This window comes from Mycobacterium sp. OAE908 (assembly GCF_017872775.1).
Classification (GTDB): Bacteria; Actinomycetota; Actinomycetes; order Mycobacteriales; family Mycobacteriaceae; genus Mycobacterium.
Map to the genome: position 1 here is coordinate 2,236,310 of NZ_JAGGJL010000001.1, position 16,452 is coordinate 2,252,761.

15 protein-coding genes are annotated in these 16,452 nt (G+C 63.1%); 4 read left to right on the forward strand and 11 right to left on the reverse strand.

From position 1 onward, the window contains the following. Positions 1-55 precede the first annotated feature (55 nt). Genes J3E61_RS10900 through J3E61_RS10935 form a run of 8 tightly spaced genes read right to left on the reverse strand, consistent with a single transcriptional unit; the run spans position 56 to position 8,463 of the window. Positions 56-562, reverse strand: coding sequence for a hypothetical protein (locus J3E61_RS10900; protein WP_210083563.1), 507 nt, complete (start codon positions 560-562; stop codon positions 56-58). 11 nt (positions 563-573) lie between these two features. Continuing rightward, positions 574-1,068: a hypothetical protein gene (locus tag J3E61_RS10905; RefSeq protein WP_210083564.1), complete on the reverse strand. Its 495-nt coding sequence runs from the start codon at positions 1,066-1,068 to the stop codon at positions 574-576. A gap of 41 nt (positions 1,069-1,109) precedes the next feature. Continuing rightward, a complete protein-coding gene (locus J3E61_RS10910) occupies positions 1,110-2,630 on the reverse strand; it encodes an MCE family protein (RefSeq protein WP_210083565.1) in 1,521 nt (506 codons plus the stop codon). After that, entirely contained in the window at positions 2,630-3,853 is a 1,224-nt protein-coding gene (locus tag J3E61_RS10915; RefSeq protein WP_210083566.1) for an MCE family protein, read from the reverse strand. Before J3E61_RS10915 ends, J3E61_RS10910 begins: the two co-directional genes overlap by 1 nt. Then, positions 3,850-5,154: an MCE family protein gene (locus J3E61_RS10920; RefSeq protein ID WP_210083567.1), complete on the reverse strand. Its 1,305-nt coding sequence runs from the start codon at positions 5,152-5,154 to the stop codon at positions 3,850-3,852. The genes J3E61_RS10915 and J3E61_RS10920 overlap by 4 nt, the downstream gene beginning before the upstream one ends. After that, on the reverse strand, positions 5,151-6,233 hold the full coding sequence (locus J3E61_RS10925; protein ID WP_192725846.1) for an MCE family protein: 1,083 nt from the start codon (positions 6,231-6,233) through the stop codon (positions 5,151-5,153). Before J3E61_RS10925 ends, J3E61_RS10920 begins: the two co-directional genes overlap by 4 nt. Beyond that, a complete protein-coding gene (locus J3E61_RS10930; protein WP_210083568.1) occupies positions 6,233-7,258 on the reverse strand; it encodes an MCE family protein in 1,026 nt (341 codons plus the stop codon). Before J3E61_RS10930 ends, J3E61_RS10925 begins: the two co-directional genes overlap by 1 nt. Beyond that, a complete protein-coding gene (locus J3E61_RS10935) occupies positions 7,255-8,463 on the reverse strand; it encodes an MCE family protein (RefSeq protein ID WP_210085505.1) in 1,209 nt (402 codons plus the stop codon). Before J3E61_RS10935 ends, J3E61_RS10930 begins: the two co-directional genes overlap by 4 nt. Positions 8,464-8,624: 161 nt before the next feature. Here J3E61_RS10935 and J3E61_RS10940 point away from each other — a divergent pair, with 161 nt between their 5' ends. Next, positions 8,625-10,265 (forward strand): GMC family oxidoreductase N-terminal domain-containing protein, encoded by a 1,641-nt coding sequence (locus J3E61_RS10940; RefSeq protein WP_210083569.1) that lies wholly within the window; start codon positions 8,625-8,627, stop codon positions 10,263-10,265. Positions 10,266-10,278: 13 nt separating this feature from the next. Here J3E61_RS10940 and J3E61_RS10945 read toward each other — a convergent pair whose 3' ends face one another. Beyond that, positions 10,279-11,403 (reverse strand): spirocyclase AveC family protein, encoded by a 1,125-nt coding sequence (locus tag J3E61_RS10945; RefSeq protein WP_210083570.1) that lies wholly within the window; start codon positions 11,401-11,403, stop codon positions 10,279-10,281. Positions 11,404-11,542: 139 nt separating this feature from the next. Between J3E61_RS10945 and J3E61_RS10950 the strand changes: the two genes are divergently transcribed. After that, positions 11,543-12,028, forward strand: coding sequence for a winged helix DNA-binding protein (locus tag J3E61_RS10950; RefSeq protein ID WP_210083571.1), 486 nt, complete (start codon positions 11,543-11,545; stop codon positions 12,026-12,028). Between the two features lie 164 nt (positions 12,029-12,192). On the opposite strand, the gene J3E61_RS10955 is transcribed toward J3E61_RS10950, so the two are convergent. After that, entirely contained in the window at positions 12,193-13,530 is a 1,338-nt protein-coding gene (locus J3E61_RS10955; RefSeq protein WP_210085506.1) for an NAD-dependent succinate-semialdehyde dehydrogenase, read from the reverse strand. A 105-nt stretch (positions 13,531-13,635) separates the two neighbouring features. Further along, positions 13,636-14,253: a TetR family transcriptional regulator gene (locus J3E61_RS10960; protein ID WP_192725975.1), complete on the reverse strand. Its 618-nt coding sequence runs from the start codon at positions 14,251-14,253 to the stop codon at positions 13,636-13,638. 99 nt (positions 14,254-14,352) lie between these two features. Between J3E61_RS10960 and J3E61_RS10965 the strand changes: the two genes are divergently transcribed. Continuing rightward, a complete protein-coding gene (locus tag J3E61_RS10965) occupies positions 14,353-15,288 on the forward strand; it encodes a metal-dependent hydrolase (RefSeq protein ID WP_210083572.1) in 936 nt (311 codons plus the stop codon). Next, a complete protein-coding gene (locus J3E61_RS10970; RefSeq protein WP_210083573.1) occupies positions 15,281-16,435 on the forward strand; it encodes a hypothetical protein in 1,155 nt (384 codons plus the stop codon). Before J3E61_RS10965 ends, J3E61_RS10970 begins: the two co-directional genes overlap by 8 nt. Positions 16,436-16,452 lie beyond the last annotated feature (17 nt).

Sequence of the window (16,452 nt, forward strand, 5' to 3'; positions counted from 1 at the left end):
ACGACAACTAGCGCTTGAATTCGCCTCAGCCAACGGGTGATTCGGTGCGCGACGGCTAGCCGGCTGCGTCGTGCAGAAGCCTCAGTACCGCATCGTCGAGGGACTCGGCTACGGCGGATGCCTCGGCGCTACCGTAAGGCGCGATCGCGCTGGCGACGCGGTCGTAAGACAGCGTGACACCGTGCGCACGTTCTGCGATCAGAATGGTCACCGGCGCGTATGAACCGGCATCGGGCGTCGTCACGGTCATCGTGCTCATGGTGACCGGGTTACCGGCGATGATCCGCAGCAGTCGATAGCCACGATCGGGATAGCGAAGGGTCACGACCTCACCGTGGTCGAGGCTGAGGAACTCGATCAGACCACTGGAACCGGTGAGTGGTTGCACCGCGGCATCAAAGGATTCGCGGTCAGTTGCGCTGCGCCAATCCGCCACGGTCGCAGCAAAATTGCCGACTCGCCCAAGACCCGCGTAGACGGCGGCTACCACGTCATCGAACGAACAATCACTTGTTACGGTGACGCGGCTGATCGTCACCGTTGTCTCTGTCGTCTCACTCATGACCGGTCACCCTACGTGTCGATGGTAAGCCGGAACGGCATCTCGACAGTGAGCCAGAGGTTGACTCCGCAGCCACCACTGGGCCCGATGGTGCGGTCGAAGCCGACGAAGGTTTCGGGGTCATCTGCGGTGCGCCAGAAGCGGAAAGACTGGTCGCCCGGCGTGGTGCTGCCGTCTGGACACGGCTGCCAATCGTCGACCCGACGGCTGGTGTACCACTGACCGGCACGGCACTGAAGATCTTCGGTCCAGCCCTGCTGGCTGGTGACTTTGCCTTCACAGTGCATCACGTCGTCGCAGTCAGACGTCACGGTCCACGTCGTTACGACCGAAACCTCGTCGTGGTAGACCTCGCGGGTCTTCGCCCATTGCCCGTCAGACGTGGCGGTGTAGGTGCCGTTGATGGGCCGGTCGCACGACGCAGCGTGGCCGACTCCGGCCGTGGCGAGGCCGAACGTCGCGGCGGCTGCCAAAGCTGTCAGCGCTGCTACGCGGGGCAGAAACATGGGTTTCTCCTCGAGTCCGTCGAGATCATGGCCGGCGATTCTCATTCCGGAAGGAGGATGTCCTCCCAGGTATGCGGGTGCGCTGTAGCGACGAGGTCGCGCTGCTCGTACACCCGACCGTCGGGCGCCATGTACTTGCCGGTGCCGGGGTCGTACCGAGCGAACGCCACCGGTGCGTCGCGATCGGCTCCGCTGCGCCCGGAATAACCCTGCGGCGCAGCAACAGGAGGATCCGGCGGGACGGTCTCTTGCGACGGCAGCGGTGTGCCTTCCGTCGGTGCGTGGAGGCGGTCGTTGTCGTCCACCCGCGAATCCGGTGGAACACCTTGGCTGATCAAGTTGGGATCGAGCGGATACGGGCCTAGCGCGTGCTCTCGTTGAGCCAACGGCTCGAACGGTGTGTCGCTGTCGCATTCTTCGACCGTCGGCGCGCGCTTGCCGGGATGTCCCATACAGGGGTAGTTGCGAGCGCCCCGTACAGCTATCGGCGAGTCCTGTGGCAGTTTGCAATACAAGCCGTCGGGGGTTTCGGTGGGGCTGGTGTCGGCAGGTGACCTCCACTGGTTTGGAGGCAGGTACCCGACGGTGCACGGTGGCGGATCTCCCTGCGTGAGCCGGAAGTCGCCGAGGCCCTGGCCGACGTAATTGTTGTGTGGGCCAGCACCAATGAACATCGCGGTCAGCGGCGGCAGCAGCACCAGTAGCTGTTCGAGGGACGCATGATAAGTCACCCCAACCTGTCCGACCGAGGTGAGATTCGCCAGCAGAACGGGCAATGTCGGCTTGAGTTGATCGAAAAGCCGAGTCACCTCACCGAATGAGGCCGAACCGCGCTGCAGCAGTCCACGAATGTCGGGATCGTTCGTGGTGAGCTGCGACGTGACACCGGCAAGGCTGTGCGTCCATAAGCGGATCGCATCTGATGTCTGCACTTGCGAATCCAGCAGCGGCTCAGTGTCTTCGACAAGCTGACGGGTCTGCTCAGCGGACGAACTCAGATCACCGACGACGCGCGAGGAGGAATCGATGAGTGATCCGAGGTCGTAGCCGCCGCCGCCGAGGCCTCGCGAGGACTGGTCGAGAAGCTGAGCCAGCGAGTCCTTCGGAACGCTGCCGAGAAGCGCGCTGAGCTGATCGAGCATCGGGCCGACCTGTTGCGGAATGATGGTGTCTCGCACAGGAATCACCGAACCGTCCGCCAGGTAGGGCCCGGAGTCCGTGCGTGGACGCAGCTCGACATACTGCTCGCCGATCGCCGAGACGCTGCGGACCTGTGCTTGCAGGTCTGCAGGTATGTGTGGCGTGCTGTCCAGTGAGAGGGTCGCTGTGGCGCCCTGGGCAGTGGGTACGATCCCGACGACCTTGCCGACCTGGCTGCCTCGATAGGTGACGTTGCTGAAACGGTACAAACCGCCGGCACTGGGCAGGTTCAAGGTCACCGTGATCCGTCCGATGCCCAACAGCGTCGGCACCTGCAGGTAGACAGTGGCCATCACCACGATGCCGATCACCGACAGTGTCGTGAAGATGATCAGCTGAGTGCGCACGAACCGGGTGAGCATCAGCAGCCCTCCATCGGCCCCGTCGCCCCAGGAGCGGGTCGGGGCGTCCCTGGCGGAAGCGGCGGAGGAGGCCCCGCGCCTTCGGGCATGGCCGTGGGATTCGGTGGCGGGCTGGCACCGACACCCAGCGGATTGTCGGTGTAGTAAGCGTTGTAGCCCGGATCGCCGGGGGCCGGCACAAGCGTCAATCCCTCTTGCCCCCAACGGGTTCCGAGGAACAGCCCGCTCTTGAGACGGTTGACCGTCAGATCAAGGGTGGCGAACAAATTGATGTAGTCCCCGCGTACGGCGCGGTCGACGAAGTCTTGCGTGAGCGGGTAGCTGGACGCAAGCGCCAGCCCTCTGTCAAGATCCGGCCCGACGTTGGCAAGGCTGCAAATCGTGGGTTCGAGGTTGTGCAGGTTGGTGAGAAGGTCGGCTTGAGTGGCGTTGACCACCTGAGTCGCGGTGTCGGCGAAAACTCCAAGTCCACTCAAAGCGCTGGTGAATGTGGGTTGCTGTTGGATGAGAACGTCCAGTGCGCCGGGGATGGTGTGCAGCGCCCGCGTCAGCACCTCACGTTGGGCGCCGAAGGTTCCCGTGAGGCGATCGAGCGCATGCATGGCCTCGATCAGGTCGTCGCGCTGCGCATCGAAGGTGCCGACAAGTCGGTTCAACCGTTGCAGGAGGTCGCGGAGCTGAGGTTCGTGTCCGGACAACGCCGAATTCATGTTGTGGACGATGTCGCCGATCTGGCCGAGACCACCGGAATTGACCAACGCCGACACCGAAGCCAGTGTCTGTTCGGTAGAGGGATAGGTCGAGGATTGCTTCAGCGCCAGCGTCGTACCGGCCGGCAGGCTCCCTGTGGGGCGCTCTCCGAGCGGCGGATCCAAGGCCAGGTGACTGGACCCGAGCAGACTCGTTTGACCGATGGTCGCTATCGCGTTGGCGGCTACCGAAACGTCGGGGCGCACCGACACCTGAACATCAGCGTGGCCGGCTTTGACTCCCATTTTGGCGACGCTGCCCACCACCACGTCGTCGATCATCACCGGTGAATTGGGTTCAAGCGTACCCACATTGGCGATCTCGATGTGGTAGATGTGTGCATCCGGTCCGCGTCCGACAGCGCCGGGCAGCGGCAAAGAGTTGACTCCCTGAAACGCGCAGCCGGCGGTTGCGGTCAGCATGACAGCGCAGCCGACTCGTATGAGCTGGCGGAGTCTTCTGCGTGCGGTCATGGCGGTGGCGGCCCTGTCGCTGGTGGATGTTCGGCCGGCAGCAGCATGTCGGGCAGGCTGGGCGGGTCAGCGGGCGCCGACCCGTAAGCCGAAACCGCGGAAGGTGTTTCGGGTGGGCCGGGGGTCGGCCCACTTGCTCCGGGCATCAGGTTGGGCTCGGTGTAGATCAGGTCCTCAGGCGGTGGCGTTTTCGCCAGGAATGGGTTGAAGGGGACAGGTGTCATGTTGAAATTGACGGCGTCGAGCGCCGGCCCCAGATACTGGGCGCACAGTTTGGCTGTCTCGGTTGCGGTCACGTTGGCGACGACGCCAATCGAGGAGCAGATGAACTGGATCGGGTTGGAGAAGTTGGTCAGGACGAAAGCGCCTGCGCCTGACCCCATCTGTGGGTCGAACATGTTGACGGTGTTGGCCACGGCATGCGGGGCGACGTGGAGCACCTGTTCTACGTCTTTGCGGTGATCTGCGAGGGTCTGGGTGACATTGGCCAATCGCAGTACTTGTTCGCTAGTTTTGTCGCGGGTGCCTGAGACGAAGGTCTGAACCTCGCCGACAACAGATGCGAGGTTTGTCAGCGCGGCGTCCAACTCTGACCTGCTGTCGTTCAGCACACTGGTCAACGTCGCGAAGCGATCTTGGAATTGGACGATCGCAACGTTGCTGTCCTTGAGGGCGCTGACGAAGACTTGCAGGTTTCTCAGGGTGCTGACGATGTCGCCGCTGCCGCCGGCGAGGATGCGTCCCACAGCCGAGAGCTCGGAGAGTGTCTGGCGTAGTTTGTCGCCATTGCCGTTCATAGCCCCGGCTGCGCTGTCGATGAAGCGGGCTGCTGCGGTGTTCGACTCCGTGTCGCGCGGGCCTAGGTCGGTCGCCAGGCGCATCAGTTGCTGTTTGACTTCGTCCCATTCGACAGGCACGGCAGTGCGATTGAGCGGTATCTGCGCACCGTCTGCGATGATCGCAGCGCTGGGGCTGCTCGGCGCAACGAGCTGAATGTAGCGCGCGGCCACCAGGTTCGGCGCTACGAGTACGGCGTCGGCGTTCTCTGGAACCGGCACGCTGCGGTCGACGTGCATCGTCACCTTCGACTGAGTGCCCTCGGGTGTGATGGCGGCGATGGTGCCGACTTTGACTCCTGAAACCCGGACCTCGTCACCTGGATAGATCGAAGTGGCGTTGGTGAAATACGCCGTGATGGACTTGGGTGCGAACGTGGTCGCATGGATGAGCCACGTCGATGCGCCCGAGGTCAGCGCGAGCAACATGCCGGCGGCGATCAATCTAATCCGTGGCCTGGTCATCGTGGTGGTGCCGGAATGCCGTTGCGGGGGAAAGGGAATTCTGCGCGCGGTCCAGCGTTGTCGGGTGGTTTACCGTTACCGGTTCCGCGTCGGAAGCCGAAGGCGTAGTCGAGGAACGGTTGCAGAATATTGCCGGGCAGCAGGTCGGGGACGTAGGCGTTGTAATAGAAACCGTTGGCAACGGTCTCTCCCAGCGTTATCTGAAACTTCGCCAGTGCGGGAAGCATCCTGGCTATGTTGTCGCGGCTGTGTTCGAGCATCGCGGTCACCGAATTGAGTTTGTCGAGGGTCGGCGCCAGCTTCTGCTCGTTGTCGTGGATGAGGCCCGAGAGTTGCTGGGCCACAGTCGTTGTATTGGCCAGCAGATCGATGATGGCCTGACGGCGCGCGACGAGGACTTCGACCAAGTCGTTGGCGTTCAGTATCAGTTGGTTGAGCTGCTGGCTGCGGTCGGCGAGCACTTGGGTGATGTCTGAGGCAGACGAAAGAAGCTGTTGGAGCGTCTCGTTGCGGCTGTTCAAAGTTTTCGACAGCCGTGTGATGCCGTCGAAGGTCGGACCCAATTGAGGGGCGATCTGGTCGATGGTGGCCGCCAACGTGTTCAGCGACTGGTTCAGCGTGGCTGTGTCGGTCGATGCGGTGTTCTTGGTCAGGTCGCCGACCGCGTCGGTCAGCGAGTACGGCGAGGATGTCCGGGAGACCGGGATGACGTCGAAGGGGCGCAACTTTGCACGGCCTGCTGATTCGAGCACGAGCACTCTCTCGCCGAGCAGGCTGCCGGTGCGGATGTGCGCCGAGGTGTCGGACGCCAGTCGTACTGTCGCGTCGACTTTGAAGGTGACCAGCGGCTGCAGACCTTGCAGGCTCACTTCGGTCACTGTCCCGATGTCGACCCCGGACAATTTGACCTTGTTACCGGCGGCAAGTCCGCCGGCTTCGGCGAACAGGGCTCGATAGGTGACTTGCGTCGCGAGCGACCACAGCCGTTCGGGTTGCAGGCCGATCGCGATGACGAGCGCAATGAGAACCAGACCGACGAATCCTGCCCGGATGAGGCGCGGCCCACGGTATTTGAGCATCAGGGCTCACCGCACCTTCCGGCTTCTTGTTTGAGCATCGGGAAGACGGCGGTACGGCCTTGCAGATCGCTGACCCGGAAGGCGATCCCACAGAGGTAGTAGTTCACAAAGCTGCCGTAGGCCCCGGTCCGGATCAGTTTGTTGTAGTTGTCGGGCGCCATTCGTAGCGCGGTTTCCAAGCGTCCCTTGTCTTGGTCGAGCAGCGGCGCCAAGCGGCTCAGCTGCTCGACCGTGCCCGCGAGGGGAGGTCGTGCCGCAGTGAGTAGATCGGCCAGTGAAGCGGTCCCGCTGTTGAGGGACTCGATGGCCGTTCCGATCGGATCGCGGTCCTTCGACAACCCCTCGGCCAACCGTTGCAGGCGGTCGATCGTTGTGGAGAACTGATCACTGTCTTTCGACAGTGTGGCGAGGGTGGTGCTGAGGTTGTCAATGACGGCTTGGACGGTTGCGCTGTTGTCGGCCAACGTGTTCGTGAACGACGCGCTCTTGGACATCAGGGATTCCATCGTGTCGCCCTGATCCTGGAAGACCGCGATCAACGACGAGGTCAATGCGTTGACGTCCTCGGGATTGAGACCTTGGATGACCGGTTTGAGCCCTCCCAACAGCAGGTCGAGATCCAGTGCGCCTGCGGTGCGCTCCACGGGAATCTGGGCGTCGGCGGGAAGCACTCCAGTTGCCCCAGGGCTGTCGACAAGCTCGAGGTATCGGTCACCGACCAAGTTGAGATAGCGCACCACGGCGCGGGTCCCAACCGACAGCACGAGGTCGCGGTCTGCGTCGAAGTCCACCTCGACTCTCGTGTCGTCGCGCAGGGAAACCCTGTGGACCGTTCCGATGCGGATGCCGGCCATCCGGACGGAGGCGCCGGCACGCAGGCTCGATGCATCGGTGAAGATCGCCGAATACCTTGTCTTGGCGCCGGTTTGATATTGATCGAAGATCAAGAACATGCCGGCGGTCAGCACCACCATGACGGCGGCGAAGACACCGAATTTGACCGCAGTCAGGCCGAGGCGCCTCACCCCGGTTGTCCGATCTGGGCGGTGTTGCGCGGGGGACCGTCGATCGGGCCGAACAGCCATTGCTTGAGGCCGTCGCTGTTGAGCACGAGATTTTGGTTGCCGTACTTCCACGGGTTGCTTCCGGTGTCGGCGACCACCCAACGCGGGTGACTCAGGAATGGCACCGGCAGATCTTCACAGTGTGGGCCGCCTTTGGCTCCCACCTTCGGAAGGTCACCGGGATAGCGATAGCGTTCCTGCCCCGCTGTGAGACCGGCGATGACCTCGGCACCGGGGACGCGCAGGGGTGGCCACTTGGCGATGTATGCCATGCCGGTGATCTGGCAGTTCAGCGCCGGGTTGTATTCGTTGGTCAGATCCGTGGTCGGCACCAAGAGGTGTAAGACATCAGCGAGTGACCGTCGATTCTCGCTGAGAAGCGGGGTGCCGGCCTGCGCCAGCCCAATGGCGCTGAGCAGGAACGCATCCAGATTGTGCTGCTCGTCGACTATCGTCTGGCTGATCCGTGCGCTGTTGTCGACCGTGGTGACCAGATCCGGGGCCGCGTCGGCGTAGGTGTTGAACACCGTAGGAGCGGCGGCCAACTCGCGGCTCAGGGCCGGCAGCGCTGGTTCGACTGTAGCCAGGAACGCGTCCAATTGATCGATCGTCGTGCCGATCTCGTGGCCGCGTCCACTGAGGGCGGAGCCGAGAGCTGTCAGCGTTTCGTTGAGTTTGTCGGGCGCAACTTTGTCCAGCAGGGCGGTGAGTTGCTGGAACAGTGTGTTGATTTCGACCATGACGTGGCGGGCCTGGATCACTTGTCCGGCCGAGATGCGCTGTGGCGATGGATTTTCAGGGTCCATTAGCTCGACCGATTTCGCGCCGAACGCTGTAGGTGAGGCGATTTCGACTTGCACGTTCGCCGGGACGAGGCGCACCTGAGATTCGTCGAGCGTCAGTTCGATAGCGGCTTGTCCGTCAGGGCGCGCGTCGACGGCGGTGACGTGACCGATCTGGACGCCATGCAACTTGACCTTTGCGTCCGAGTTGAGCACGAGTCCTGCCCGGGGTGAGACAACTGTCACTGGCAGCCCGTGATCGAAGTCGCCTCGAAAGAGGCTGACACACAAGGCGACAACTCCGACAATCGCCGCGACCGTCAATAGACCGGCCAGTGAGCGCCGGTGATCGGGCCGCTCCGCCTTGGCGTGGCGCGGCGCCATCTCGTCGTTCACGTCGGACTCCGTCTGGTCTTATTCAGTGAGGTAACCGCCGCCGAAGGGCGACGTGTGTTCGGCCACCTGGGTGCCTCAACCGGCGTCTCGCAAGTTACAGTACTTCAGATTATGAAGTAAATGCTACCCCCGTCGACGGAGGTCTCGGAATGAAACGCGCACGGTTGGATCCGGTAGGACCGGAGGGGGCGGACTACGTCGTCGTGGGGTCGGGTAGTGCTGGTGCGGTCGTGGCGCGGCGGCTCGCCGATACCGGCGCTGCCGTGATCCTGATCGAGTCGGGACGTCAGCGTCGTGGCCCGTTGGTCACGATTCCCGGGATGAGTGGCGCCATCCACGCCGTCACGGCCCTGCAACGGTTGGTCACCTGGCCCGCTTACAGCGTGCCGCAGCGAAATATGAACGGCCGCAAGCTTCCCCAGTCTCATGGGCGGATACTCGGCGGCGGCAGCGTGATCAACGGCATGGCGTTTGTACGGGGTAATCGGCAGAACTACGACGCGTGGGCCGCCGATGGAGCGAAGGGCTGGGACTTTTCCGAGGTGCTGCCTGCCTTCCGGCGACTCGAGAGTTTCGAGGACGGTCCCAGCGATCTGCGCGGTGGAGACGGCCCGATCGCCGTAGAACGGGCCACCGGTCTGGCGAGTGTCACCGAAAGCTACATGGCCGCGCTCGCTGCGACCGCCGAGGTGGGGATGAATCACGACTACAACGGCGCGGAGCAGGCTGGCGTGGCGCCGATACAGCAGAGCGCCCGCGCAGGCCGCAGGGTCGGCACCGACCGCGGATACCTGTGGGACGCACCGCCGAATCTGCGAGTACTGACCGGCGTCACCGCGACCCAGATCATGGTGGAGAACGGCCGCGCCGTCGGTGTGGAGATTGTTGCAGGCCGCGGCAGGCGACCGGTCGGTCCCGCGCGCGCGAGCCGCGAGGTCATCATCAGCGCGGGATCGCTTGGTACGCCGCGACTTCTGATGCTCTCTGGTATCGGGCATGCGGCTCACTTGCGTGAGCATGGGATCAAGGTGGTGGCCGACCTGCCGGTCGGAGACAATCTGCACGACCATTTGTTTGTGCCGATGTCTTATGAAGCGCGCGGCGGGCGCAGCGCCTCACCGCTGAGTTTCGCCCGGGCAGCGGTCCGCGAAACCGTTCGTCCACGATCGACATTTTTGGCGCACACCCTGTTTGAGGGTGTGGCGTTCGTGGACAGCGGAATCCGCACGGGCACCGACGTTCCCGACTTGCAGATATTCATCCTCCCCATGGGTTACCCCGAGAATCAGGACGAGCCGGGTCTGCACCTGCCTCCCGATCTGTCGCTGTCGTTGACGCTCATGCCGACGATGATTTATCCCGAGAGTCGGGGCACCCTTCGGCTGGCCTCGACAGATCCGTTTGATGCTCCGCTGATAGATCCGAACTACTTGGCCGAACCCGCCGATCTCGCGACGCTGGTGGCCGGCATGGAGCTCGTCAAAGACGCGGCGGCGCACCCCGCGGTCGCACGGGAGGTGGGTCGTGAAATGCTGCCGGGCGCAGATCGCGGCGGATCCGACATCGTGGAATACGTACGCCGAAACGCTTCGGGCGTCTATCACCCAGTCGGGACGTGTCGGATGGGTACTGACGAACGCGCGGTCGTCGATCCCGCGCTGCGGGTGCTGGGGGTTGAGGGACTTCGGGTGGCCGACGCGTCGATCATGCCGAGCATCGTGGGCGGTAATACGAATGCCGCGGCGCTGATGATCGGAGAGCGGGCCGCCGAACTGATCATCGGCGGTTGATCCGCTCAGAACATCATTGGGAATTGCAGCGGTCGGACTCCACGACGATGTCTGTCGGGCGCCCTTCGAGCTGCGCAATTTGCCACGTACTGGCGTTGCCTGCAGTGAATGGTCCTGGGGCCCCCTGGGATTGGTAGTAGCCGCGCGGATCCCAGGTCTTCGCCTGCGGGTACGGCCAGGGGCACGCGACGGTGGACGCCGCGCCGGTCGCACGCACCAACCAGAACGTTGAGCTGAAACTGATCATCGCGATATTCAAGACAACCGCCATCACGATGAAGGTGGCCAACACAGGACGACGGGTATATAGGCCCAGTCGCTGGGCGAGCTTCTCTGCCTGCGACCTTCCGGTGTCGTCGCGATAGAGCAGAACTGACGCTGGGATCATCACCATCGTGATGAGCACGCTGGCCATCATCAGCGGGAACTGACTGTTCTTACCCAGATCCATGGAGCCGAATTCGATGACATGACTGTAAGTGAGGAACTGGGCGCGGGTGAGCACAATCTCCTGGGCGGCATCCCAAATGACGCCAATGATGAACGTCAGCACGGATATCGAGATCAGCGGGTGGCGCCAGGCGAATGCCCTTGGGTCACTGCGCCGTTGGACGGTCCGCAGGATCGGCATGGCCAGGAAATAGGGGAGAAGGACGTAGGGCGCGTAGATGAATGACGTTATCGGCTCGATTATCGGAGAGATGTTGAACCACAGCCAATTTCGGGGGAAGTGCCAGAGATTCGGGTTGTAGACCAAACCGATCGCCCAGTTGTTGATCGGGTCCCACCAAATCAGTGTGCTGGAGGCGAGGACCATCAGTACGACGGGATGCCCTGGACGCCGTCTCCAGACCAGAATGGACGCGACAACCGAGCCGGCGGCGAGCAGGGCGCCCAATATCTGTCCCCACATCACCCAGTCGAAGGGGGCCAACAGCGGCGCCACCGGAGGCGGCTTGCCCACGCCGGCTGGATTCCGGTTCTCGGGTGAGGCCGGCCCGTGCTTCTCCGCAGTCACCAGAATGAAGACCACAGCCGCAACGGCGATCGCCCACCAGATAGCCGTCCGGGATGCGGTGCGACGTGACTGCGTGGCGCTGACGTCGGTGGGTTCCTCGACACGACTCGTTGGCTTCATCGACACTCCGCGCAGTCCTCGCGCCCCATCCGACGCGTGGGCGAATCTCGCCTCGGATCAGGTTAGCGCATATGCTTCAGATAATGAACTATTCAGTTTGACGTCGGTGGCCGGGGACGCGGCCGAGTATCGTGGCGTCGTGACCGACACCATTGGCGCTGCCGACGATGCCGACATCGTCGACTTCCTTGGCGCCGTGATGGACGTGCAACGCATGATCTCGGCCCTCACTCAGCCCGTGGAGCGCAAGTATGCGATCTCGGATCGCGCGTTGGGCATCATCTTTCTCGTTCACGCCGGCCTCGACCGTCCCGGCTTGCTGCACGAATATCTCAACGTGTTGCGAAGTACGATCACCTCCGATGTCGACGAGCTCGTCGCCGCGGGCCTGCTGCGTCGAAAACGGTCTGATACCGACCGGCGGATGACCCGAATCGAGGTGACCGCGAAAGGCGCTCGCGTACAACGGGAGACATTGCGTCAGCTGCAGGAGTTCTTTCGCGCCAAAGCGGCCGGCGTGGCCCTCGAAGAACTTCACAACTGTATCGCGACGCTCCGCAAGCTCAGCGGTATCCCGCAGTCTCCGGTGCCCAACCCGCTGCGTAAGAGCGGCGACGCTTCCTGATCGAGTCGCTCTTCACAGCGCAGATACCCTATCCAGCAAGGCATCTGAGCCATCAAGTCCTCGAACCATTCCGGCATGGTTGGCGCGTCTGCTTGTTCTCGCGCCGAGTTGTCGCCGGACTACGCGCTGCGGTGGGGATAGTCAAGGCAGCGCAAACAGAACTCTCAGCCGAAACGAATCAGCTTCTTGTTGACGAACTCGTCGATGCCATAGCGGCCCAGCTCGCGTCCGAACCCGGATCGCTTGATGCCGCCGAACGGCAACTCAACTCCCTCGGCGCCGACGGCGTTGACGAAAACCATTCCGGCATCGATGTTGTCGGCCACTCGCTTGGCTTGATCGGCATCGGTGGTGAACACATACGAGCCCAGCCCGAACGGGGTGTCGTTGGCCAGTGCGATCGCTTCCTCCTCCGAGGACACCTTGTACACCGTGGCCACGGGCCCGAACAATTCTTCTTTGTAGGACGCCGAGTCGGGCGACACGTTGGTGAGCACCCCGGGCGGGAAGAAGGCGCCTTTGCGCTCGCCCTCGGCAACCAGGGTGGCGCCATCGGCGACGGCACGGTCGACCTGCTCTCCGAGGCGCTGCGCGGCCGCCGCGGACGACAGCGGCGCCAGACCATCGGCGGCGGCCAGCACCCTCTTGGTGAACTTCTCGAGGAACTCGTCGTAGATGTCCCCGGCGACGATGAAACGCTTGGCGGCATTACACGCCTGCCCGGTGTTCTCGAACCGGCCTGCCACCGCGGCCTCGACCGTGGCGTCCAGGTCATCTGAGGACAGCAGGATGAACGGGTCCGAACCGCCGAGTTCCAGCACCACCTTTTTCAGGTTGCGCCCGGCGATCTCGGCGACGGCCGCGCCTGCTCGCTCGGAACCTGTCAGCGACACCCCCTGCACCCGAGGATCGGCGATCGCCTCGGCAATCTGCTCGTTGGTGGCGTAGACGTTGACGTAGGCACCCTCGGGATAGCCGGCGTCGGCGAAGATCTGCGCGATCGCGGCCGCCGATTCCGGGCACTGCGGCGCATGCTTGAGCACAATCGTGTTGCCCAGCACCAGGTTTGGGCCGGCGAACCGGGCAACCTGGTAGTACGGGTAGTTCCACGGCATGATGCCCAGCAGCACGCCGATCGCACTGCGACGGACCACCGCGCTGCCCTCACCGTCGAGCAGTTCGATCGGCTCGTCGGCGAGGAACTTCGCGGCGTTGTCGGCGTAGAACTCATAGATCGCAGCGCTGAACTCCACCTCGCCGACGGATTGGTCCAACGGCTTCCCCATCTCGCGCCGGATGATCGCGGCCAACTCGTCTTTGCGTTCGGTGTGCAACTCGGCGACACGACGGATCAGCGCGGCGCGCTCGTCGAGGGTCGACTTCTTCGACCACTCCCGAAACGCGGTACTGGCCGCGGCCAGCGCCTGCTCCATCTGCTCGTCGGTGGCGGTCGGGTATTCCTTGACGACCTCTCCGGTGGACGGGTCGACGACCGCGTACATGGACTGGCCCTGGACAGATGCGCTCACTGGTGCATCCTGCATTGAATCCGTTCTCGAACGCAACACTTGACGACGAAAACCGGCGCTCTGCCCGTCGGCAGCGACTTATTTCGTAGGTCCACGTTTCTGGGCAAGCACCGCCTCGCCGAGCCAACGACGAAGGAAACCACGGAGCTCGTCGGGCGAACGAGCCGGATCGTTCGGGGCTACGAAGAACGACAGCATGGTTCGCAGCGTGAACTCCACGAGCTCTCGCAGGCTGGCTTCGTCGTAGCCGTGCCGTTTCCAGTCGACGTCGAATCGGTCGATCATCCGCATTCCGAACGCCTGTGCTTCCTCAGAAGCCATGTCCCCGCTGTGGCTGTGCGGGTAAGAGGACGACAGCACGATGCCCAGCTGTGGCGACCGCGCAACCGCGTCGAGCGTGTAGATCGCTCCCTCGGTGATCGCGTCCGCGGGATCGTGGATGCCGCGCACATGCTCGGCCAGCCGATCGAGGAAGTCATCGACTGAGGCGATCGCGACCGCACGCATGAGCGCGTCAGCGGTCGGGAAGTACCGGTACACGGTCTGCCTGATGATGCCGAGCGTGTTGGCGACGTCGGCCAACGAGACCGCCGAACCGGTTTGTGCCACCAGGTCGACGGCCGCGCCGATGATGCGCCGGACAGCCTCTTCGTCATTCGCGGGTGGATTCCCACCCCACCCTCGTCTGCGCGCCATCTTGCGCATCAGTATCCCCGTCGTTCTTGACAAGCGCAGGCGACCACACAATCATACACAAACACGTCTACATGTATGTTAACGATGAGGTGCAGAGAGATGACCGATCTGATCGTGCGCAAGCTGCGTTTTGCGTTCGCCGATCACCACGTTCCGTTTCTGTGGAATGAAGCGAATCCGGCGTTCTCGTCGATGGCAAATGCGGTGTCGTTCTTGGCAATTGGGTTCGAGAAGATGATCGTCAGCATGATCGCCGAGGCGAAGTCACAGATCACCGACCCTGCGATCGCCGAGGAAGCCGAGGCGTTCGTGCGTCAGGAAGGTCAGCACTCGATGGCCCACCGCGGACATGCCCGGGGCCTGATCAAGAGCTATCCCGCGCTCAAGGAAACCCTTGACGAGGTGAACGGGGCCTTCGACCGGATGACGGCGACCAAGCCGCTGGCCTGGCGGTTGGCCTACACCGCCGATCTGGAAGCCACGTTCACTCCGGTGTTCAAGCTGATGCTCGACCATGACGACACCCTGTTCGCGCCCGGCGATGACCGGGTGGCGTCGCTGTTCTTGTGGCATTTCGTCGAGGAGGTCGAGCACCGAAGTTCCGCGCTGATGATCTACAACCACGTGGTCGGTGACCAGGTGTACCGGATGCGGATGGCACCGGCGATCTTCAGGCATGTCCTTGCCACCCTGCGGACGGCCTGCGAAGGGTTCAACAGGCACATCCCGCTGGCCGAACGCAAGGTCGACGCGTTGTCGATGTTCGGTACACATCGGCGCAAACATGCACTGCTGCAACGAATCCCGTTCGCCCACCGGACCGACAATGGTCCGGTGATCGACGCCTTCAAGCATCTACCGAATCGCGAGAAAGCCACCGCATTGACGGGTATCGTGCGCAGCCAGCTTCCCAATCACAATCCGGCGCACGAGAACATCCCCGCGCTGGCGAAGGAGTGGTTCGCCCGTTACGACGAAGGCTACGACGTGACCAACTGGTACACGGCGACTATAAGGAAGGCCGTCGATGCCTGATCTCTGCGCGCCCACGTTCGAACACCTGGCGAAATCGCTGGGCTTCTCCTGCAAGCAGGCCGGTGGGCTGGTCGAGGTCCGGAACCCCTTCGCCCTGGAGAACTGGACCCTGCCGGTGCTGGAGGTAACGGTGATCGTCGGCGCGGTGCTGGCACTGGTCTACGCCATCATGCGACTTCGGCGCCACGGCGATGGCACCAATCTGGTGCTGTGGTTCGGGGCGATCGCGTATCTGCTCATCATCGAGCCCCCGCTGTACTTCCCGGCGGCGTTCGGCATCGCCGAACACGTCGACACGATGTTCGCCCACAACGTGTTCACCGTCGACTTCCTGTGGGGCCGACTGCCGCTCTACATCGTCGCGATCTACCCGATGATGGCGACCGTCGCGTTCGAGATCGTCAGAACCCTTGGCGTTTTCCGCCGCTACGGCGCATTCGTCGGAGCACTGTGCGTTGGCTTTGTCCACCATGCCTTCTACGAGATCTTCGACCATCTCGGCCCGCAACTGCGGTGGTGGGAGTGGTCGGTCAACAACCCGATGAACCAGCCCATGTTCGACTCGGTGCCGATGGGCAGCGTCGTCGTTTTCGCCGCGCTATGGCCCATGTCGCTCGCGCTGTGCGTCCAACTGTTCGTCGGCCGCCAATCCGATCACGGAAAGCGCTTTACCGGTCCGCAACTGGTCTGGCGCACCATCGTCATCGGCGTACTGGCATCCGTAGGTACCGCGATCCTGCCGTTGCCCGCAACGCTGATCGGCTCGCTCTCACACGGCACGCTGCAGGGGTTTGTGTACGCGGCCGAACTGGTCGCGATCACCGTGGTCGCCGTGCCCGTTCTCTTCATGCAGTGGCGAAGACTTCGCGCCGATCCGATCAGCAGTGAGCGCTACGCGAATGCAGTCATCGTCCGATACAGCTGCGGGTATCTCGCCGTCATGGCCGTCCTTTGGCTGACCGCGTTACCGGCCTACTTCAATGCCGTCGACGGGATCACTGCGAACGGTGATCCGATCGGCAGCCTGTGGTACGCGACCGTCTGCTTCGTTGTGGCCGCGCTGTGCACTGCAGCGGCGGCCAGTGTCACGCCCAGGTTGGCCAGACAACCCGATGCGGTGCTGCCTGCCGCCGCCGATCTGCGATGAAAAGAGCTTTGCAGCCC